Here is a 21,568-nt window from a genome sequence, read left to right on the forward strand (position 1 = left end):
AAGAAGATCGTTTTTTGATTTTTGAAAGAGATCTACTGAGGATTATTTTCACACAAATTTTTGGTATTGGTTTTAGGTGTTCCACTCTCTTGGCTACGGTCTTCTGTAATATCAATTTTTACCGATTCTGAAAGTGCTTTTTTCCCTTCTTCATACCATTCATTAAGTTGTTCTAACGCTTTCCTTTGGTATTCTTCAAATGTAGTAGCAATGCCTGTATCTGCCGTAGTAGCAACTTTTTTATCTTCTGTTTTACTTTTTTCTATTGGTTGAGTACTCGTTTTTTTATTCGTACTAATATTATTCCTTGTTGCAGGTGTATTAACTGGTAGCTTAATTACTTGGCCTATACTAATTCTATTAGCATCTTTTATTCTATTCAGCTTTTCAAGTGCTCGAACTGTGGTCTGATATTTCTGCGCAATAGATGATAAAGTTTCACCCTTTTCAATAGTATGTGTTTTACGCTTATAACTTCCCTGACTTCCATTATTATCAACTGTTTTTAAATCCAATAGAATTTTAGGGCTAATTACCGTGACAAGCATACGATCTTTCGACATTGTGAATGTCTGAACTTTTTTCATACCTATGCCAAAAAGGCTTTTGACGTAAATATCTAAAACTGTTCCTTTATCTCTTTGAATCTCGTATAGGCATCCTTTAGAGTTGGTAAAGCCACGCACTACATGTTGGCCTGTTTTACTATTTTTAACTTCATATTGAACTTTAGAAATTGGGTTACCCAATAAATCTAAAATTTGTATGGTTGCTAAAGACTTATTCACCATTTTTGTTTTTATATCCTAGTTATTATTATGTTCTATTAAATCTTCTACATCATAACCCTGAACATTTAATTCCCAATCATCATTAAGGCCTACTAAAACTTCAATCTTAGAAGGATCTGCTGTAGTCATTTTTTTAGTACGACCATGCTCATCAAGCTGACCTGATATATATGAATTTGTCTCTGGAATAAAAGCTTTATAAGTTAATGTACTGAAGTCAGATTGCCAAAATAAATCATATACATCCAGTCTGTTGCTATATAAAGGCTTGTTGGGAAGCTGAGGTACTTCATACGTTACGTTTGCTCCCCCCATAAAACTATGCTTCCCAGCCTTACACTCAAACTTCCCACTTGTAGTACTAAATACTCCCTGTCCATTAATCTTTAACTGAGAACCACCAGCAGTAAGCACAATTTCTTTAGGGCTTATAATTTCAATTCGTTCTTCAGTCGAAATAATTTTTATTTTTTGACGAGCAATTGTTTCTATTGCGTCATCTTGGGCCTGGAGTTCGACCTTCCCCTTTGCCGCAACGGCTTTTAATCCTTGTTGAGCTGCAAACAAACTGATCTTGTCCTGAGCGTGGGCAATCAAAGATTTCTGTGTGGAAAAATTAATATTATCCGCAGCACTGTGGTTAATCTGCTGATCAGCTGAAAGATACAGATCTTCATTAGTTGAGAGTGCAATTGAATTCGGTGCACACAGCAGCATTAAAGCTTGTTTAAAGGTTTCAGCCTTGCTTTGATCTTGCTGTTCAATCTGATCCAGAAATTTTTTCAGATGATCTAACCCTTCTAAGGGATCTGTTTGCTGATTTTTGGCAATCTCACTTAAAGCCTTACTATGATTCAAACTAGATTCAAGCTGGCTTTTCGCAGGACTGGCATTTAAGTGATTGGCATTGGCATTTTCTTGTTTATAGGTAGAAAGAAGCAATCCAGCTCCCGCTCTAAGTGCTCCCCATTGATCTGTTCTTAACTCAAAGCCCTCACCACGCCCATAGCTGACCTCATCTTCTTTTGGATGACTTAGATTTCCCAAATTTAGCTGACTGGCTCCATGACTACTTTGCAGCTGTGCACTAATCTGTCCAGTTGTATCATCGAAGCGAAGCTGGTTAAAACCCTCGCTATCTACTTCCTGAGAACGGATACCACTTAGTTTTTTAGTGAATGGCAACTGCCCCTTCTTATCAAACATAGTTTGATAACGTTCAGCTTCATGAATACGTCCAACAATGAAGGGACGATCAATATCTCCTTCGAAGAAATCAATCACTACAATTTCCCCGATACGTGGATGGAATCGGGCGCCATAACCTTCGCCTGCCCATGGCGTTAGCACATCTACCCAGGCCGAATCAGTGTCATTATCATTGGCGCCAGCACCACCATCATGCTGATGATCTTCACTACGGGTAAATAAAAAGCGAACTTTCACGCGTCCCCATTCATCAATATAAATAGTTTCACTTCAGGCCCTACCACTTTCGCCCGTTGTGGATAGGCCACGGGCCGATGTTGTAGTGGATGATATTCAGGTATTACAGGAATATCTCGACGAATTAAATACAGCTCATTGCCTTGTCTCTCGTCATCCAGAACTTTCCAGCGACTGGACTGCATGAGCTGATCCAGCTGTAGCAAAAGATCTTTCGGTAAATTATTCTGGTTATAAAAATGCTTGCCCAAAATTAAAAATTCACGCTCATTGCGCGGATGTTGATCAATTTCGGGATGATGATGCAGTTCAAACCAGTAACCCACTTGGGCATCACGAACCCTACTGCTGGCCTTAAAATATTTGGATTGCATGGCATGAAAGTGACTAAGTTGCTGACTGAGTTGATCCAGTTGAGCTGGACTGGATGATGTAGCCTGATCTTCTCTATTTAGATCACTGGTCCAAGCTGGACTGATGTTCCAGACATCTTCCAGATTTAAACTGGTATGATCCTGAACACTACTCTGCTGAATATTCACCAACTGCTGGTTTTGCTCCTGCTCCCGATCTATAGCTTGCCAGCGTTGCAATCCAACACTGTTTGGTACAAGTTGTCGCTCAGCAATTAGGCTGGTGATAGTATCGAATTGCTCAGTTGCATGACTGCGATGAAAGCGGATGGAACGGCGTTTTAAGGCTTGAAAATATTGCTGCTCATCAACAAGACACAGGACTTGTGGCTGAATGTTTTGGGTTGATATTGAAACAATTAATTCCTTTTCATCAATCAGCCAGTTAATGCCCTCACTACGCCATAAGCGGGTCAGAAAGTCATAATCACTTTCATTGGACTGTATGACCAATGGCCGTACATCATATTCACGGTTTAGTCCGGAAAGATCCAAACTTAAACTTCTCGCAAATAAGCCACTTCGCTTTTGCCATTCAGTAAACAGAATTTCACTAATCGCTTTGACACTTTTATTCAAAAACACACGACTATTACGGCGTTTATGCCAAAGTGAAGTCGCATCTTCGAGAGTCAGCTGATAGACACTTAAAGCACCATCGCTATGCCCCTGTTTAGCTGCGGTAATGATACCTGTAGTCCGGAAAAGCTCACCTTGATCAGTGACCTGATCAACAGCAACCTGACAGCCAATAAACTGTTTTAAGGCAATATAAGGATGGGTGGATAGACAAAGTAATTCAGCATGTAGCCCCTCATTGATCCAGTGCCTGCCTTCAATATGCTGAATCAGAACCTGAGAATTTAAAATTTCATTAGAAAATCGGAGATGAAGTGCACGCTTCTGTGAGCTTAGACCCAAGCCTTCAAGCACCGTATAAATACTCTGTAGCATTTTATAATTATTATTTGAGGTTATTTTTATCGCACTGATTTTAGGGAATAAGCTTAGAACAATCCATCTTGGTATTTATTTCACATGAATTAACCACGAATAGCCTTAACCTGACCTTATATCCTCTATGCTTATGAAATAGAAGATGTATTCTGTTTCAACCTTTTCAATTTTTCTGATTATTTGCCGATTCACTTACTGCTACACTGAAAGCCGAATACTTTATATCTCCTACATCATCCTCGATTACAGGATAAGCCAGAGGCCAAGGACATGCTTGAGTTACATTCTAAACTCCCCAATCTGGGCGTCACCATTTTTAGTACCATGTCGGCCTTGGCACAAAAACTCGGGGCAATTAACCTGTCACAAGGTTTTCCGGATTTTCCTGCTCCACCGCAATTGATTGAAGCCCTCAGTCGGGCAGCTGAAAATGGTTTTAACCAATATGCACCGGGTGATGGTTTACCAGTATTACGTGGGCTGGTCGCTGATCTTTATCAGCATCGTGACCAGCTCATTCTAGATCCGGTAGATGAAATCACCATTACTCCTGGCGCAACGATTGCAATCTTCTGTGCAATTCAGGCAACGGTACGAGCAGGTGAAGAAGTCATTATTTTTGATCCCAGTTATGACAGCTATGCGCCAAGCGTGAAGCTGGTCGGTGCCAAACCGGTACATATCGCTCTAGAATATCCTGGTTTTTCTGTGGACTGGAATAAGGTCAAAGATGCAATCAATGACCGTACCCGCATGATTGTAGTGAATACACCGCATAATCCCACCGGAACGGTATGGACAGAGCAAGACTGGCAACAGCTGATTGAACTGATTCGTGATCGCAATATTGTAGTTCTGTCTGATGAAGTTTATGAACATCTGGTATTTGATGAAGTTCGTCATCATTCTGCAGCATCATTTCCGGAACTCCGTGAACGCAGTTTTGTGATTGGTTCTTTTGGTAAAACCTTTCATGTGACCGGCTGGAAAACTGGTTTCTGTGTTGCACCGCCAGCTCTAATGCAGATGTTCAGACAGATTTACCAGTTTGTCAGCTTCTGTGGCGTGACGCCAATTCAGGTGGCTCTGACCGAATATATGCAGCTACATTCTGAACATATCCATGAGCTGTCCGGTTTTTATCAGACCAAACGGGATTTGTTTAATCATGCACTGACAGATTCCCGTTTTCACTGGACGCCATCACAAGGCACCTATTTCCAGAATCTGGATTACAGTGAAATTCGTCCTGATCTGGATGCACTGTCGATGTGCCATTATCTGGCAGAACAACACGGTGTTGTGGTGATTCCGGTATCAGCGTTTTATCAGGAGCCGCCTAAAGATTTACACTTATTACGCTTCTGCTTTGCCAAAAAAGATGAAACCTTAATAGAAGCAGCACATATTCTTTCCAAAGTTTAAAAAAATAGACTTATTGGTTACTGAAAAGCTAAGGCGTTCTTGATGCGGATCAAGGATAATTTAGTCCTGATAAATATATGAAAAATCAAGAACAGGATGTCATATGGCACAGCAAGCATTGGTTCACCAGCAGAATTTATGGAAAACATTTTTTATTTTCCTGTTACCGCTGGTGGTTACCAACATCCTGCAAAGTTTGTCCGGTACGATTAATACTGTTTTTGTGGGGCAAATGCTCGGCGTGCAAGCGATTGCAGCTGTGGCAGTATTTTTCCCGATCCTGTTCTGTCTGATGGCCTTTGTGATTGGTCTCTCTGCAGGTTCTACGGTTCTGGTAGGACAAGCTTGGGGCGCCAGAAACCTGGAAAAAGTGCGCTGTGTAGTTGGCTCAACTCTATTTATGACGCTAATTGGGGGCAGTCTGATTGCCCTATTGGGTGTATTTTTTGCTGAAAATATCCTGCAATTATTAGGTACAGATCCGGATGTGATGCACCTGTCTTTGCCTTATGTGCAATGGATGCTGGCTGGTAGCCCACTGATTTTTATTTATATTATTTATACTTCAATTTTACGTGGGGTCGGAGACAGTACTACCCCACTGTTTGCCTCTGCTTTGACGATTGGCGTTGGCTTAGTGGTGACACCAGTCCTAATCGCCGGTTATTTCGGTTTTCCTAAAATGGGGATCATCTCTCCAGCAATTGCAACCATTCTGGGCAACTTGGCTGTTCTGTTATTTCTCATTCTCTATTTAAATTATAAGCGTCATCCTCTAAGACCAGACTGGGCGTTGATCAAAGATATCCGTCATCAGCCCCAGCTCAGCAAGATTATCCTGCGCTTAGGTATTCCAACCGGGGTTCAAATGGTCACAACTTCAGTCGCTGGTCTGGTCATTGTGGGTCTGGTTAACCGGTATGGCGCAGAAGCAACAGCGGCCTATGGTGCCGTGAATCAGGTGCTGAATTATATTCAGTTCCCTGCTCTTTCTATTGCCATTGCAGCTTCCGTCTTTGGGGCACAGGCCATTGGTGCTGGTAAAAATGATTTGCTCAATAAAGTGACTCGAACTGCCTTAAGTATGAATATCTTGTTCACAGGTAGTCTGGTAATTCTGGCTTATCTGTTTTCTAAATATCTGATGGCTTTGTTTATCACTGATCCGCAAGTCGTGGTATTGGGTCAGCAACTTCTCTTCATTGTCCTATGGTCGATTTTGTTCTTTGGTGCTAGCGCAATTTTTGCTTCGATCATGCGGGCCAGTGGCACAGTGACAGTCCCGATGTTGATCAATATTATTGCCATTATTGGCATTGAAGTACCAGCTGCCTATATGTTCAGCCGCTGGTGGGGCTTACAAGGGATCTGGTATGGCTATGCCCTTGCCTTTGTCTGTCTTTGTATTATGCAAGGCTTGTATTACCAGTTTATCTGGAAGAAAAAGACCATCGAGGCACTGGTTTAATCTTCCGGCCTGAACTACTGGATAAACCTTAGTAAACCACCTCTAAAGAGCGTATTTCCTGCTTAATCCATATTTTTTATATGGATTCATTTTTATTATATTTTTCAGCTATGAAGATCCTTGCTATAAGCAGTGTATTGCATAAAAACATAAGGTCTTCTCATGGCTAAACGACAAATTAAACTGGGTGCTTTTATTCCGACGACTTCGCAACATGCAGCAGGTTGGCGCCATCCTGAATCTCTTCCTCAGGATCATTTAAGCATTGATTATGCGATTGAATTAGCGAAAACTGCTGAACGCGGCCTGTTTGATGCCTATTTCCTTGCAGATGGTCTGGCAGTCAACTGGAGTCATGGCGCTTCCAAACATAATAAGAATGTCGGTTATAGCGATAAAGTCGTGGGCTTTGAACCAGTTACCTTATTCGCAGCGATTTCAGCCGTCACCCAAAATATTGGTTTTATTGCCACTGCTTCGACCACCTATGAAGAACCGTATCTATTGGCACGAAAATATGCCTCTTTAGACCATATCAGTAAGGGTCGTGCCGCTTGGAATGTCGTCACCACTATATCTGCTGAAACCGCGCGGAACTTTGGTTTCAGTGCACATCCGGATGCCAAAGTCCGTTATGAGCGCGCGGATGAATTTATTGAAGTTGTACAGAAGCTCTGGGATTCCTGGGAAGATGATGCATTCCTCTATGACAAAGAAAGCGGTCATTTCTTTGATGCATCTAAACAGCATGAACCTCTGCATAGCGGCAAATATTTTAATGTCCAGGGTGCACTGAATGTCCCTCGTCCGCCACAGGGCTATCCAGTGATTGTTCAGGCGGGCCAATCTGAAGATGGACGTGAGCTGGCCGCCAAATATGCCGAAGTGATTTTTACCGCTCAGCAAAGCCTGTCTGATGCCCAAGCCTTCTACCGTGATGTCAAAGGACGCCTGGCTAAATATGGTCGTCATCCGGATGATCTAAAAGTAATGCCGGGGGTCTCTGTCTTTGTAGCTAAAACCGAACAGGAAGCCAAAGAAAAATATGAGTTACTGAATCGTCTGATTCATCCAGATGTCGGTTTAGGCTTACTGTCTGGTCTGGCAGGTGATATTGATCTTTCAAACTATGATTTGGACGCCCCATTTCCTCTCAAAGATATTGAGATCAAGTCTAGCCGTCAGCAAATGATGTTCGAGATTGCAGCGAAGCATCACTTTAGCATTCGCCAGCTATATGAATATATTGCCTCTGCTCGCGGTCACTGGACGCTGATCGGGACACCTGAACAGGTAGTCGACCAGCTACAGGAATGGTTCGAAAATGAAGCGGCTGATGGTTTTAATGTCTTGCCACCAACGACACCTGCCGGTCTGAATGACTTTGTCGATTTCATCGTACCCGAGCTACAGCGCCGTGGTTTGTTCCGGACTGAATATGAAGGCACAACTCTGCGTGAAAACTTAGGATTGAAACGTCCAGAAAATCAGTATGTGATTGCGCAACAAAATACTGCGGTTGCCTCTTAAAACAGCCATTATAAAAAATGCCTGATAGGGCATTTTTTTATTTCTTTCAGTTCACCACTCGGGTAATTGGTACTAGGGAAAATGACAAATATGGGCGAGGTTTATTGCTGCTGATCTCTGTATAACTTGAAATGAATGAACACCCTAGCCTACCAGCAAAACTGGCTAGAACTTGTGAGTAGCGACTGATCCTTTATAGTCGAAAAATTTAATACTTTTAGAATTTCTTTTTTCAACTGCTGTAGTCGCATATTCTGGCACTTGCGTGGATAAGATAGGGGCACCTTTAAAACCTGTTCGATTCGCCCAGGATTAGCCTGCATTACCACAACTAAAGTGCTCAGCAATAAAGCCTCCGAAATATCTTGGGTTACTAAAATCACGGTAATTTTTTTGGCTTTCCAGATTCGCTGTAATTCTTCATGCAGATGATGACGCATCAGCGCGTCCAGTCCAGCAAAAGGATCATCTAATAATAAAATATCCGGTTGAGTAACCAGGCTTTTGGCAATTGCCACTTTCAGATTCATCCCAGCAGACAAGTGTGATGGATAAGCATCCTTAAATGGTGTCAGTTGCAGCAATTCCAGCTGTTCCTGAATTCTTCGGTTTTCCTCTTCTCTGCTTAAAGGGATTTGATGTAAGGCCATGCGGATATTTTCCGTCACACTGAGCCAGTTAAATAGACGATGGTCCTGATAGACAATACTGAGATTTGGAAGATGTTCAGCTGGCTGTTTTCCCTGAATCAGAATCTGACCCTGTTGATGCTGCTCTAAGCCCATCAGTAAACGTAACAAGGTGGATTTTCCGCAGCCAGAATGCCCTACCACACTGACAAAATCACCTGCATGAATATCCAGATTAATATCTTCGAGGACTTGGGTCTGCTGATCTGGTGCGGTGCTATAACTTTTATATAAATTTTGAATCGTGATTCTACATTGAGAGTGCTCCGTCATTTTTCCTCACCTTTTGCTGCAATACATATTTAATGATTGTTCTAGACTAGATCTATCCTGTTTATGAACTTGGATAAATTTCTGTCTCTTTTAGATCTGCTGAAAATAGGACTCTTTTGACTATAAAAGAGTTTAGGGTAAGGAGTTATCTTGATTTTTTATTTGGTTATCAAAAGCATGTATAGATTTTAATAGCTAGATATAAAATTATATATTTCAATAACTTAAAATTTTTTCTTCTAGAAAACGTTATTTAAAATATTCCGAACAACCAAATCGCAACAATGCTTAGGGCAATAAAAAACCCGCGAATGCGGGTATCCAATTGGCTCTGCTTACCAGGCCAATTTATATTGTTCTAATTCATGCGGCACAAGCTCGACCTGATCCTGGAAGTCAAGCAAGATGTCATTTTTAATGGCCGCCAGACGGTAGTCTTCACGTTTACGCGGACGTTCCAGATCCACTTTCACAATACGTTTGATTCGTCCCGGATGGGGTTGCATTACCACTACGCGATCACCTAACAATACCGCCTCTTCTACATCATGGGTGACCAGAATAGAGGTGATCTTTTCCGACTGCCAGATCCGCTGTAATTCCTGTTGCAAGTTGGCCCGAGTCAAGGCATCCAAGGCACCAAAAGGTTCATCCAGCAATAAAATTTGTGGACGATTCACCAGACTACGTGCAATTGCCACACGCTGGCTCATCCCCCCAGACAGCTGACTTGGATAGGCAGTTTTAAACTGGCTCAATTGCACCAGTTCCAGATGATAATCAATGAGTTCCTGCTTTTCGGCTTTGCTCAGGCCTGATTTTTCCAGCGCTAAAGCTACATTCTGCTCGACACTCAGCCAAGGGAACAAACGGTGATCCTGAAACACAATACCGCGATCCAGACTGGTGCCCTGAATCGGTTTGCCATCAATCAAAATACTGCCTTGAAACTCGGCATCAAGGCCCACCAAAAGCCGCAATAAGGTTGATTTACCACAGCCACTATTACCGACAATACTAATGAACTCGCCTGGCTGGATATTCAAATTAATCTGATCTAATACCTGCAACTCTTCCCCATCTTTAGGGAAGAACTTGTCGAGTTTCTGGATCTCGACATGACCCTTAATATTCACCTGTTGATTCATGTTGTTATCTCACATCTTTTATTTATTGGCCGCCTGACGCCAGCGTAAGTTATAGTTTTCAAAGAATTGTGCTGCCTTGGAAAATAACAGCCCGACAATCGCAATAATGGCCATGCCATATAGCACCACTTCCATCTGGAACAGGTTCTGTCCGTCCATGATTGGATTGACCACGCCAACCGAGGACACAAAAAAATACTCCGCGCCCACAGTCGCCACCCATGAAAATACCAGCGCAATATTCAAACCGGCAAAAATACTTGGGGCTGCTGCGGGTAAAATCACTTTAAAAAAAGTACGTACCGGACTGAGCTGGAAGATCTGCGCCACTTCTTTAATTTTGACCGGCACATTCTTGACCCCGTCATAGGTATTAAAGAACACCGGATAGAACACCACTAAGGCAATAAAAATCACTTTTGAAACTTCACCGTGTCCAAACCACATGATCATCAGTGGAATCCAGGCAAATACAGCCACGTGTTTAATGGCATTCAGTGTTGGAGAAAAGATTCGATCCAGCCAGACATTTAGACCCAGGGCCAAACCCAGCACTGCACCCATCACTCCACCGGCAATAAACCCTGCCGTGTTGCGAAGTAGGCTGGCGATAATGTTTTCTGTCACCTCGCCTGCCTGCCAGCTTTCTACAAAGGCCTGCCATACAGCAGCTGGCGGTGCCAGCAAAGCAGGATCAACCCATTGTTTTGCGGTCACGATCAACCAGGCAACCCACAGAACCAGAGGAATGACCCAGCCGCGATAATCTATTTTTTTCATGATGTTCTCTCTATCTAGCCTGATCCCAGCCACGGAACTGTTTTTGTATGAGGCGGATAATGACATCAAAGCCAAATCCCACCAGTCCAATCACTACTACAGTTGCCATCACCACATCGAGCTGGAAAATCTGACGGCCATAGACCATCACATAGCCGATCCCTTCACTTGAAGCCAGCAGTTCTACTGCAACCAGAGCGCCCCATGAACTTGCCAGAGATAAACGCAGACCACCGATAAAACTGATAAAAGCACCCGGCAGAACCACATTTTTAAATCTGGACCAGGTGCTCAACTGATAAACTTCCGCGACTTCAGTCAATTGCTGTGGAATATTGCGCACGCCTTTAAATACATTGATGGTCATCGGCACCAGCGCGGCTTTAGCAATCAGAATAATCTTGAGGGCTTCATCAATCCCGACCAGTAAAATTAATAATGGAATCCAGCCAATCACGGGCACCAGATTAATGGCTTTGAATGTGGGCCAGATATAGGCTTCTGCTCGACGTGACAGCCCCATAGTCAGACCTAGAGCCAGTGCCAGTATAATGCCGGCACTGAACCCGTAGCCAATTCGGCTCAGGCTGACACTGAGGTTGTTCCACAATTCGCCGGTTTGATACAGATCTTTCAAGGCCACCCAGACCAGTTCAGGTGCAGGAAGCAATAAAGGGTTCACCCAGTTCCGTTCTACCGATACATGCCACAGATAGAGCAACGCAATAGGGAAAATGACTCCGATTCCCCATATGAACACCTGATTCTGTTTTAAAAAATTCAGAATACTTTTTCGGTTCAATCTGGATGCAGCACTGTCCTGTGGCGGTGTCTTGGCTGTTTCAAGCTCGATTTCCTGTAACATCACTCAACCTCCTCAAGGGCATGATGGTTATTGCCCATTGGCATTAAGAGGTTTCCAATAGTTCTGTAAATTCAAAGTTTTTAAAGCATTATTGACATACTTCGGCTCAATCCAGGAATCAACATCAATATTGCCGCGAATCAGTTTCAAGTCTTGACCCGCTTTCAGTTTTTTCTTAATTACAGCAACGTTGAAAGCATCCAGAATCGGAGCACTATGACGTTTTAGATCCACACCATCATTGGCGCGCACAAAAGTGTTATAGGAAAGGCCTGATTTCGACCATATTTTGAATAATTCAGTTTTATTGGCTGGGTTCGAATCCCAAGCCGCCTGTTTGACCAGCACATTCACAACGCGCTGTACGACTTCAGGATATTTTTGTTCAAATTTAGAATTAACCAGAATATAACCCGAACTTTGGTACTGTGCCGGTTCCTTTTTAGAACTATAAATCAGCTTGGCAACACCGCGATCAGTCACAGGGAAAATCGACTGGTTGGTAAATAAAGCATCCAGATCACCACTTGCCAGTGCTGAATAGCCGACTGGACCATCTACATTGACAAAGCGGAAATCTTTTTCAGTAAGTCCATGTTTTTTAATAATCTGGTTTAAAGCAAGATGCACGCTGGTTCCACGGAAGAAACCAATACGTTTGCCTTTTAAATCTGCCCAGCTTTTGGCTGATGATCCCGGTGCAACCACCAGGTAAGTATTATCATGTGTACCGCCCGCTAAAATCAGCTTGGTATCCAGACGACTGGCCTTACCAATCAAAGCCGGTAAGTCTCCTAGCCAGGTAATATCTACCAGGCCATTGGCATAAGATTCATTGATCGCAGGACCTGCACCTTTGAAGTTGTTCCACTGTACTTTAATCCCGTCTTTCTGGAATTCTTTTTCCAGCAAACCTAAGGTTTGTGTGGTGGAATAAAAGTTGCCGTAGCCCACCGGGCGGCTACCGCTGCCGACTAATGGAGATGCCAGGCGAATCACGGTCGGTTTGGCTTCTGCTGCAAAGGATTGAACAGCAGGCACCAGTGTTGCTGTAGAGAGAAGGCCAGCAAATAATACTTTTGACCATTTAAACATGTGAAAATTCCTCAAAATATAAAATTAGAATCCGTACTGGAATTGTGCGACCAGTTCGTTATAGCTCTTGTTTGTAATGTCGTTGTTGACATGGTTCAGGTTGATCTGAAACTTGGTGGTTTCCGCAAAAAATGCATTCAGGCCCAGACTGTGAATATCAACCGTTTGATCGGCTAAATTCTTGTCACGATCAATGGTGTCATAGCGATAGAAGGCCTGGTAAGACTTTGGCCACCAGTCGTCATAACGGCCCTGATTACGGAATCCTTTGACAAACTGCTCACCAAAGTTCCAGAACAAGGTACCTGTGTGCGACTCACTTTCACGCTTATAGGTCTGTGCAGTTTGTGAAATGTAGGTGTCATCTTCACCTTGTACATATTCATAGGTCACACCGAATGGATGGTGGTTATAGTAAATATCGAAGCCTTTACGCAGCACATCGCCCTTACCAGCAAAGGCCGCGCTGGTACCATCAATTTCAAATAGATTGCTCTTGCCTTGATACCAGGACAGACCAAAACTCAGTTCACGCAGCCATGAGTTATATTCCGCAGGCAAGGTATAACGCAGACGTCCAATAAAGTTTTTGTCATCATTGTCATCCGATTTATTGGCTCCATTACCATTCACCAGACCAAAGGCATAGCTAATCATTGGCGAGCGATAGTTATATCCATAGTCCACGGTTGGTAAGGCATCCCCACGTACAATCAAGCCGACTTCACGCAGTGCCAGTCCATAACCTAGGCCCGGCAAACTGAACAAGGCATTGTTAATGGTAGGTTTTAGGTCTTCAGTGGCCTGAACTTCCTGGCCAAATGGTAACAGTTGCTGACCTAAAGTAACGCTCAAGCGCCCCGTGTCGGCACTTAAGGTTGGCAATACGTGATAAGTCAGTTGCGCATCCAATAAGTTCAGATAACTGTTATTGGTCCCTGTCTGTGGAGAAGTACCAAAACGCAGATTGAAATCCAGGTTTTTGCCTTCTTCATAGTCTTTATACAGATTGCCAATAAAACCAATTTGGACTGCACCTAAATCAAATGAAGAATGGCGGTCTTGAACAACCATCCCGGTATTGGTACCCGTAGGTGGAGTGCGCTGTGCTTCATCGATATAAGAAGCTTTGGCCTGCACGACTCCATTAATCAGCAGTTGACGTGTTGATAATGCCGTTTTGGTATCGCGGTCACGTTGTACCTGATATTTATAGTTTTCCAGATCGCTTTGCAGACCTTGCAACTCGGCACGTGTCACAAAGCTTTGGTCATCGTCAGATTCAGTTTCTGCATCAGCAGATAGTTCAGCCTCATCAGCAGTAGTGGCTTCTGTAACGGCCTCGTTCTGGTTCTGAATCTGTGCCAACTGAGTTTTTAATTGTTTTAATGACTGCTCGAGTTGACTGACCTGTTGTTGTAACTGACCTACCTCCGCATCTGCATGCGTTAAGCCAATACTCGCGCTTAGCAGAGTCAGTACCGTTGCCCCTTGTTTAAAATATTGCTTCATACAATCGACACACCTACAGTTTTGCCAGTGAAACATCAGTCGATTTGATCAGTACAATCACCTGACTTCCTATCTGCAAATCCAGCTCTTCTACAGAACGTGTCGTAATTACCGAAGTGAAAATACCTGAAGCAGTCACCACATCGACTTCAGAAACCACATCACCTTTTACAATTTCTTGAATAGTACCTTTTAACTGGTTACGCACATTAATAGATTGAATTGTCATTATTAATTCCTGTTGTTTTGGTTGGAATTAATATGCATGATTTTTAATATGCAGAAAAATAATATAAATAGATTTTGATATATTATTTTATAAAATCTAAAAATATTATTTTAAATCCAGTTAATCTGATAATTTAAATATTCCTTATTTTTAATCACGATATTCTCATATTGCCAATCCAGAATGTTTTGACTTGCCAGATTCTTTATTTCTTTATTAATGGTTTGGCGTGAAGCAGAGAGTAAATCTGCTAAATCATGCTGGGAGATCTTGAGTTTAATTTCAGTTCCCAGAGGATGAGATCGACCATACTGAATCGAAAGGTCATGCAAAACCTTGCATACTTTTTGATGTAAATTAGCGACTTGCAGGAATTTGACCTGCTGGATCAGATATTGCATCCGATGGCTGAGAATATTTAAAGCATCCTGCTTTAAGTAATTGTTATCATTTATTTCTTCTATAAATATATGCTGCGGAATTTGCAGGACTTTGACCTGATTAAAAGCATAATAATCATAATCAATCACTTGTGTATTGAGGCAAGGAAGCAGGTTAATTAGATGCTTTTCCGAGAAATAATTAAAAGCATGAAAACGACCCGATGGGCTTAAATATCCAATCTGGATAATCCCATCAAGCAATATATATAAAGCAGTATGGCAATTTTCTTTATTTAATATCAAATCGCCTTTTTGATATTTTCGAATCGTTGAATATTTTAAAATATAATCCAGCTTATCCTCAGAGATATTTTTAAATATATTTTTTAATATGTCATAATCCACATTATTTTTTGCAGTATGAATTTTCATAAAATGATCCACCCTATATTTTATTTAAATATTAGATGGATCATTAATGACTGGCGAATCATTTATTCTTGATTCTTTAGCTATTTATATGCAAAGTTTCCAATTGAATAAGAATTACTTATGAAACTTTTTCATAAATACCGTCTTCGCTGTTATAGCGGAAGTTGCTAATGTCCTGCTTGACATCTTTACGCAGTTCACGGCTTGGACGGCCATCCACACCGACTGGCACATCACCCTCTAAAGTTACACGGCGTACTACACGGTGCTGGTCACCATAATCATTAATCGCACGGTGTTGCGTTGCACGGTTATCCCAGATCGCCACATCACCTGCACTCCAGCGCCAGCTGACAATATTTTCCAGCTTCTCTACATAACTTTGGAACAGGTCGAATAAACGGCGTGATTCACTTGAGCTATAACCGACGAAGCTCTTAAAGAAATGGCCCAATAACAAGGTTTTTTCACCTGTTTCAGGATGAACGCGTACTAATGGATGTTCAGTTTCATATTCAGTTGAATTGAAGTAGTTTTTATATTTTTCCAAAGCTTCTTTTGGAACACTGACTTTTGCAGCATAGTCAAAGTTGTTGCTGTGAATCGCACGCAAGCTATCCGCCAGTGTTTTCAGTTCTTCAGGTAAATCATTGTAGGCAGCGGTTGTATTTGCCCATACGGTATTGCCACCTACTGCGGGTGCAACCACGCTACGCAGGATAGAAGCTTTTGGATAGGCATCAATAAAGCTGATGTCCGTATGCCAGCTGTCTGCACGTGCACCGCGTGAATCAATTTCCAGAATATGTGCAGAGCCATCTTTTACCGGTACAGTCGGGTGATTCAACGGTGTGCCTAAACGTGCTGCAAAGGCTTCTTGGGCTACATCATCTAGATGTTGCTGATCTTTAAAGAAGATCGCTTTATGCTGCAATAATGCCTGGTTGATTTCATTTACCACTTCATCAGCCAAATCCGCTGACAGTTTTACGCCCTGGATTTCAGCGCCGATACGGCCACCAATTGGTTGAACCTGGATGTGTTTGTATTCATAAGCCATGATCATTTCCTCTATCTATAATTATGTCGACCTTCGGTCTGTGAAATCATCATGCCGAATCGGCTTATCTAACGCTGTCAATTTATTGACATTCTTATGCACCATTTTTGATTTATAAAATACTTTAGCTGCTTAAGTTTTCGGGCATAAAAAAACCCGCTTACGCGGGCTTTGATCAGATAGTTTTAAGCTGACTTTTTCTTCTGCTTGCCGAGGCGGGTAGCTAAAGCCGTGACCTTCTGATAGCCAGTTGGCATGAGGCGCTGGATTAAATCAATTGCTTTGGCATCATTCCCAATCAGCAGACGGCGTTTGTCTTTTTGCACCGCGTCCAGAATTTGACGCGCTGCTTCTTCCGGTGGACAACGCAGCAGCTTATTGAAATTCTGTGCAGATTTTTCCGGGTGCATTCCCAGACTACGAATACTGTCATTCATTTTCGCTGCAATGGCGATATTGGTACGGATTCCGCCTGGGTGTACACAGAGTGCGCTTACCCCGCAGTTTTCCATATCCAGTTCCTGACGCAAGGATTCGGTAAAACCACGCACGGCAAATTTAGTGGCATTATAAGCAGACTGGGATGGCTGGGCAGTTAAACCGAACAGGCTGGAAATATTGATGACATGACCATCACCGGTTTTCTTGATTAAAGGCAGAAACTCTTTGGTGCCATAAACTACGCCCCAGAAGTTAATCCCGACGATCCATTCCAGCTCTTCATAGCTGGCACCTTCTACGGTAGAACCAAGAGCTACACCAGCATTGTTAAAGATCATATTCACGCTGCCATGATCTTTCTCGACCTCAGCGGCCCAAGCGTGCATTTCTTCCAGATTAGCCACATTGACCTTTTTGGTTGTGACACGAACATCAGTACCTTTCAACAGCTCAACGGTTTTAGCCAGACCCTGTTCATTCACATCGCTTAAAGCTAAATGACAGCCCTGCTTTGCTAAAAGCACCGCAAGTTGCTGGCCGATACCTGAACCTGCGCCAGTAATGGCCGCGACTTTATTATTAAAATTTTTCATTGAATTTCCTTGATTAAAACACTGCCCTTCCATGACAGCCTGTTTTTCTGTCGCATAGGGATACAGCACACCGTTTCAATATAGTTTTGACAATCCCTATTGTCAATAATTCCAGCATGTCTCTACGGGCCAATTTTCAAGCTTGAATTTCAGCATAGGTCAAAGCCGGATTTATTGATAAGATACTTAAAATCTCAAGCACATGAGTCTATGGTCTTTATGACGGATGTAGTAAATTCAGGACAAAAACTAGCAAGTAAAAGTAAGGAACGCCAGTTTAAAGGACTTTCCATGGCTGAGCGTCAGCAGGCACGTCGTGAAAAGCTGATTGAGGCCGGGATCGAGGCGTATGGTCGTCATGGTTTCTTTTCGGTCACTGTGAAGGATATCTGTAACGAAGCCAAACTGACTGAACGTTATTTTTATGAATCCTTTAAGAAAAGCGAACATCTGTTCCAGACTATTTTCCTCAAGCTGATTGACCAGTTACAGCAGAATGTCATGCAAGCCATGATGCAGGCTTCTTCTGATCCAAAGAAAATGATCGAAGCCGGTCTGACTGCCTTGCTAACGACCTTACGTGACAATCCGGGTATGGCACGAATTATTTATATCGATGCGATGCTGGTTCAGGAACTGCATAATCAGGCCACGATTCATGAAACCATGGGCCGTTTCGACCGTATGATTCAGGCCTTTGTCATGCTGATGATGCCGAACCTTAATCGTTCTGAACGAGAGATTTCCCTGGTCTCGACCGGACTTAATGGTTATGTCACCCAGATTGCGATTCGCTGGGTCATGAGCGGCTTTAAACAGTCACTGGAAGAAATTCTGTCTTCCTGTAGTCTGGTGTTCTTTGCTTTATTAGACACTTTGGGTACAGAAAAACCGACAGATCCGGTTAGATAATTTTAAATCAAGATAAGTTCCAGATAGATTTACTTGTAAGTGATCTACAAGCCTTTGAATTAACACCCTCTTATAAAATAACAGCTTAAATTGTGACAAATCTTTGCAAAAAGTCCCAGAACTACCTATTCTGCAATGATACTGTCATAATTAATCTTTGTAATAAGCCTGTCATAAATATAAAACGGTCCACCGTTTGCATGAAATAGGGTATTGCGCTGTGAAAGATGACTACATTCTAATTGTTGATGATGAACTGCCGATTCGTGAAATGATCCATACTGCTCTGGATATGGCAGGCTTTCAATGTTTACAGGCAGAAGATGCCAAGCAGGCTCATCAAATGATTGTGGACCAGCGTCCAGCATTGATTTTGCTGGACTGGATGATGCCAGGTGGCGTCAGTGGTGTGGATCTCTGTCGTCGTCTGAAACGTGATGAAAACCTGTCCGAAATTCCGGTCATCATGTTGACCGCGCGTGGTGAAGAAGATCATAAGGTTCAGGGACTGGATGCCGGTGCCGATGACTATATGACCAAGCCATTTTCGACCCGTGAGCTGGTTTCACGCATTAAAGCCGTCCTGCGTCGTTCCAATGCCCTCAGCGGTGAAAAATCCATTGATGCTAACGGATTGGTATTAGATCCGGTCAGTCAGCGCGTGAATTTTGGCAGTACTATACTGGACATGGGACCCACTGAATATCGTCTCTTGGCATTTTTCATGACCCATCCGGAACGTGCTTATACCCGTGCGCAGTTGCTGGATCAGGTTTGGGGTGGCAACGTCTATATTGAAGACCGGACTATTGATGTGCATATCCGTCGCCTACGCAAGGTGCTTGAACCTTATGGCGCTGACCGCTATGTACAGACTGTACGTGGCACCGGTTACCGTTTCTCGACCCGTACCGACGTTGCACTGGGTTAATTGTTTTTAGGTAAATCTTGTTTTATGTATGAGCCCTATCCTGTTCCCGAACTGTCACACGAGCACAAAAGACTCCGTTACAGCAGCCTATGGGATTTTGCCAAGCAAGATTTACGTCTCCTTCTTCTCTTCCTGGTGATTGCCAGTTGTATTGGCCTAGGCATCGGCTATTTCTGGATCTGTATCGTTCTGGCCTTTGTTGCCTTCTTTGGCACACAGTTGCGTTCACTCTACCTGGTCAATGAATGGATCTCGAACCGTCCCTATGATGTACCGCCAAATATTAACGGGATCTGGGGGGCTTTACTGTTCAATGTCTATCGGGCCCAGCGTCAGGAACGTGTCGTTCAGGCTGAAATGGTCGAGCTGATTGACCGTGCTCAATCCTCGCTAGTCGCCCTACAAGAGGCTGTGATACTGATTGATGAAAACCAGCAGATTGAATGGTGGAACCCGGCGGCAGAACGGTTACTGGGGATTGGTCAGGAAGATCGCGGCCGCAATATCCTGAGTTTGTTACGTCAGCCAAATTTCATTGATTACTATCATCATATTGATGATGCGCCTGATGGCCTGAAGATGAAATCTTCGATATTTGAAGATCATTATGTACAAATCAAAATGACCCGCTTTGGTGGTGAAAGTCGCCTACTGGTCGCCTATGATGTGACCCGCATGCATAATCTGGAACAGATGCGTAAGGACTTTGTCGATAATATTTCGCATGAACTGCGTACCCCTTTGACTGTGCTCAGCGGTTATATCGAAACCTTTACCGATCAGGAAGATATTAGCCCGCGCTGGAAACGCGCCTTTGACCAGATGCAGTCCCAGACCCGTCGCATGAATGCACTAGTGAATGACCTGTTGCTGCTATCCCGTCTGGAAAATGACAAGAATATTGCCAAGAACCAGATTATTGATATGCCGAATCTGATGAACCAGCTGTTTGATGATGCGCAAGCCTATAACGTGGATTATGGCCATACCCTAAATCTGGATATTGACAGTCACTGTGACCTGATCGGCTCAGATATGGAAATTGCCAGTGCCTTCAGTAACCTGATTACCAATGCTATCAAGTACACGCCTAAAGGTGGAACTGTCACCATGGGCTGGCATGATGATGGTGAATCGGCCTATTTTGTCGTAGAAGATACCGGAATTGGGATTGATCCTAAACACTTGCCTCGCTTGACTGAACGTTTCTACCGGGTAGATTCTGACCGTAGCCGCCGTACTGGTGGCACAGGTTTAGGACTGGCGATTGTGAAGCATGTACTGATGCAACATCAGGCCCAGCTCGAAATTGATTCCCGTGAAAATCAGGGATCCACCTTTAAGGTGATTTTCCCTAAAGAACGTCTTAGTTTCCCAGACTGATTCAAAACTAAAAAAGGTGCGAATCACACCTTTTCTTTTTTAGCGAAGGCTTTAAGACTTTAATGCCTGCTCTTTGGATAAGGCCCGGAAATAAGCCGCACGATGCGAAATCCGTTCCAGATAGGCTTGAATCGCCGGATAGCTTTTACCGGTACGGCTTTGCATGGCTTCAAGCGGGAAGCTCATCTGGATATCCGCAAAACTGAAACGACCGGCAAAATATTCATGTTGACTTAAATGATCTTCCAGAAACTGGATATGGTCTTTTAGACGGCTTTGTACAAACTGCTTTTTCACCCCTTCACAAATTGTTTTAGCCACTGGACGTACCAGAAATGGCACCTGCTCAGGGACTTTGGTCATCACTAGTTGCATGACCAGCAAAGGCATCAAAGACCCTTCTGCATAATGCATCCAGTAGCGGTATTGTGCCTTGTTTTCAGCACTGATCGGCTGAAACTGATGGGTCGAATCATAGGTTTCTTGTAGATATTCCAAGATAGCGGCAGACTCAGCCAGTATCAGATTCTGATCTTCCAGAATCGGGGCTTTACCCAGAGGATGAACCTGTTTCAAAGAAGGTGGCGCAGAATAGTTTGGCAGGCGTTTGTAATACTTGATCTCATAATCAAGCTCCAGCTCTTCCAAAGCCCACATGATTCGAAATGATCTTGATTGTTCGAGATGATGTAAAACACGCATATTAGACTCATGATTTTATTGTTATTACTGCGTGAGCATAGCAAAAATTCCAGATTTGATTAAAGAGTTTATCAGTCTACTTACATTTTCCCTACCGGATATAGCGTACC

At 43.0% G+C, this 21,568-nt stretch carries 18 protein-coding genes and 1 pseudogene; 6 read left to right on the forward strand and 13 right to left on the reverse strand.

The window, feature by feature from the left end:
- Positions 1–32: 32 nt before the first annotated feature.
- Together G5T77_RS13475 and G5T77_RS13480 are read right to left on the reverse strand one after the other, a co-directional pair.
- Entirely contained in the window at positions 33–791 is a 759-nt protein-coding gene (locus G5T77_RS13475; RefSeq protein ID WP_240904276.1) for a LysM peptidoglycan-binding domain-containing protein, read from the reverse strand.
- Between the two features lie 15 nt (positions 792–806).
- Positions 807–3,604, reverse strand: a pseudogene (locus tag G5T77_RS13480) (type VI secretion system Vgr family protein).
- Positions 3,605–3,877: 273 nt separating this feature from the next.
- Here G5T77_RS13480 and G5T77_RS13485 point away from each other — a divergent pair.
- The 3 genes from G5T77_RS13485 to G5T77_RS13495 all read left to right on the forward strand — a co-directional run bounded on the left by G5T77_RS13485 (position 3,878) and on the right by G5T77_RS13495 (position 8,030).
- Positions 3,878–5,032, forward strand: a complete 1,155-nt coding sequence (locus G5T77_RS13485; RefSeq protein WP_166138938.1) for a methionine aminotransferase — start codon at positions 3,878–3,880, stop codon at positions 5,030–5,032.
- A 103-nt stretch (positions 5,033–5,135) separates the two neighbouring features.
- The gene (locus G5T77_RS13490; protein WP_004780677.1) at positions 5,136–6,500 is read left to right on the forward strand and encodes an MATE family efflux transporter; all 1,365 of its coding nucleotides are present in this window, start codon (positions 5,136–5,138) and stop codon (positions 6,498–6,500) included.
- Positions 6,501–6,662: 162 nt separating this feature from the next.
- Positions 6,663–8,030, forward strand: coding sequence for an LLM class flavin-dependent oxidoreductase (locus G5T77_RS13495; protein WP_166138941.1), 1,368 nt, complete (start codon positions 6,663–6,665; stop codon positions 8,028–8,030).
- Positions 8,031–8,179: 149 nt separating this feature from the next.
- On the opposite strand, the gene G5T77_RS13500 is transcribed toward G5T77_RS13495, so the two are convergent.
- From G5T77_RS13500 to G5T77_RS13545, 10 genes are all read right to left on the reverse strand, one after another.
- Positions 8,180–8,992 (reverse strand): ABC transporter ATP-binding protein, encoded by an 813-nt coding sequence (locus tag G5T77_RS13500; protein ID WP_166138945.1) that lies wholly within the window; start codon positions 8,990–8,992, stop codon positions 8,180–8,182.
- A 335-nt stretch (positions 8,993–9,327) separates the two neighbouring features.
- Complete coding sequence (locus G5T77_RS13505; RefSeq protein ID WP_166138948.1) at positions 9,328–10,140, reverse strand: ABC transporter ATP-binding protein; 813 nt, start codon at positions 10,138–10,140, stop codon at positions 9,328–9,330.
- A gap of 18 nt (positions 10,141–10,158) precedes the next feature.
- Positions 10,159–10,920, reverse strand: a complete 762-nt coding sequence (locus G5T77_RS13510; RefSeq protein WP_166138951.1) for an ABC transporter permease — start codon at positions 10,918–10,920, stop codon at positions 10,159–10,161.
- Positions 10,921–10,930: 10 nt separating this feature from the next.
- Positions 10,931–11,785 (reverse strand): ABC transporter permease, encoded by an 855-nt coding sequence (locus tag G5T77_RS13515; RefSeq protein WP_166138989.1) that lies wholly within the window; start codon positions 11,783–11,785, stop codon positions 10,931–10,933.
- Positions 11,786–11,812: 27 nt separating this feature from the next.
- Complete coding sequence (locus G5T77_RS13520) at positions 11,813–12,880, reverse strand: ABC transporter substrate-binding protein (protein ID WP_166138954.1); 1,068 nt, start codon at positions 12,878–12,880, stop codon at positions 11,813–11,815.
- 24 nt (positions 12,881–12,904) lie between these two features.
- Positions 12,905–14,392 carry a hypothetical protein gene (locus G5T77_RS13525; protein WP_166138958.1) on the reverse strand — a complete coding sequence of 496 codons (1,488 nt, stop codon included), beginning with the start codon at positions 14,390–14,392 and terminating at the stop codon, positions 12,905–12,907.
- Between the two features lie 13 nt (positions 14,393–14,405).
- On the reverse strand, positions 14,406–14,621 hold the full coding sequence (locus G5T77_RS13530) for a TOBE domain-containing protein (RefSeq protein WP_159124130.1): 216 nt from the start codon (positions 14,619–14,621) through the stop codon (positions 14,406–14,408).
- A gap of 110 nt (positions 14,622–14,731) precedes the next feature.
- Positions 14,732–15,436: a Crp/Fnr family transcriptional regulator gene (locus G5T77_RS13535; RefSeq protein WP_166138960.1), complete on the reverse strand. Its 705-nt coding sequence runs from the start codon at positions 15,434–15,436 to the stop codon at positions 14,732–14,734.
- A gap of 118 nt (positions 15,437–15,554) precedes the next feature.
- Complete coding sequence (locus G5T77_RS13540) at positions 15,555–16,496, reverse strand: TauD/TfdA family dioxygenase (RefSeq protein WP_171505607.1); 942 nt, start codon at positions 16,494–16,496, stop codon at positions 15,555–15,557.
- 185 nt (positions 16,497–16,681) lie between these two features.
- A complete protein-coding gene (locus tag G5T77_RS13545; protein ID WP_166138966.1) occupies positions 16,682–17,530 on the reverse strand; it encodes an SDR family NAD(P)-dependent oxidoreductase in 849 nt (282 codons plus the stop codon).
- A gap of 219 nt (positions 17,531–17,749) precedes the next feature.
- Here G5T77_RS13545 and G5T77_RS13550 point away from each other — a divergent pair, with 219 nt between their 5' ends.
- From G5T77_RS13550 to phoR, 3 genes are all read left to right on the forward strand, one after another.
- Positions 17,750–18,442: a TetR family transcriptional regulator gene (locus tag G5T77_RS13550; protein ID WP_171521901.1), complete on the forward strand. Its 693-nt coding sequence runs from the start codon at positions 17,750–17,752 to the stop codon at positions 18,440–18,442.
- Between the two features lie 220 nt (positions 18,443–18,662).
- Positions 18,663–19,373 (forward strand): phosphate regulon transcriptional regulator PhoB, encoded by a 711-nt coding sequence (phoB, locus tag G5T77_RS13555; RefSeq protein ID WP_166138973.1) that lies wholly within the window; start codon positions 18,663–18,665, stop codon positions 19,371–19,373.
- A gap of 24 nt (positions 19,374–19,397) precedes the next feature.
- Positions 19,398–20,756 carry a phosphate regulon sensor histidine kinase PhoR gene (gene phoR / locus G5T77_RS13560; RefSeq protein ID WP_166138976.1) on the forward strand — a complete coding sequence of 453 codons (1,359 nt, stop codon included), beginning with the start codon at positions 19,398–19,400 and terminating at the stop codon, positions 20,754–20,756.
- Between the two features lie 51 nt (positions 20,757–20,807).
- On the opposite strand, the gene G5T77_RS13565 is transcribed toward phoR, so the two are convergent.
- The gene (locus tag G5T77_RS13565) at positions 20,808–21,458 is read right to left on the reverse strand and encodes a glutathione S-transferase (protein ID WP_166138979.1); all 651 of its coding nucleotides are present in this window, start codon (positions 21,456–21,458) and stop codon (positions 20,808–20,810) included.
- Positions 21,459–21,568: the final 110 nt, after the last annotated feature.

The sequence above is a fragment of the Acinetobacter sp. GFQ9D191M genome (assembly GCF_011174875.1).
In the GTDB taxonomy this organism is placed as follows: Bacteria; Pseudomonadota; Gammaproteobacteria; order Pseudomonadales; family Moraxellaceae; genus Acinetobacter.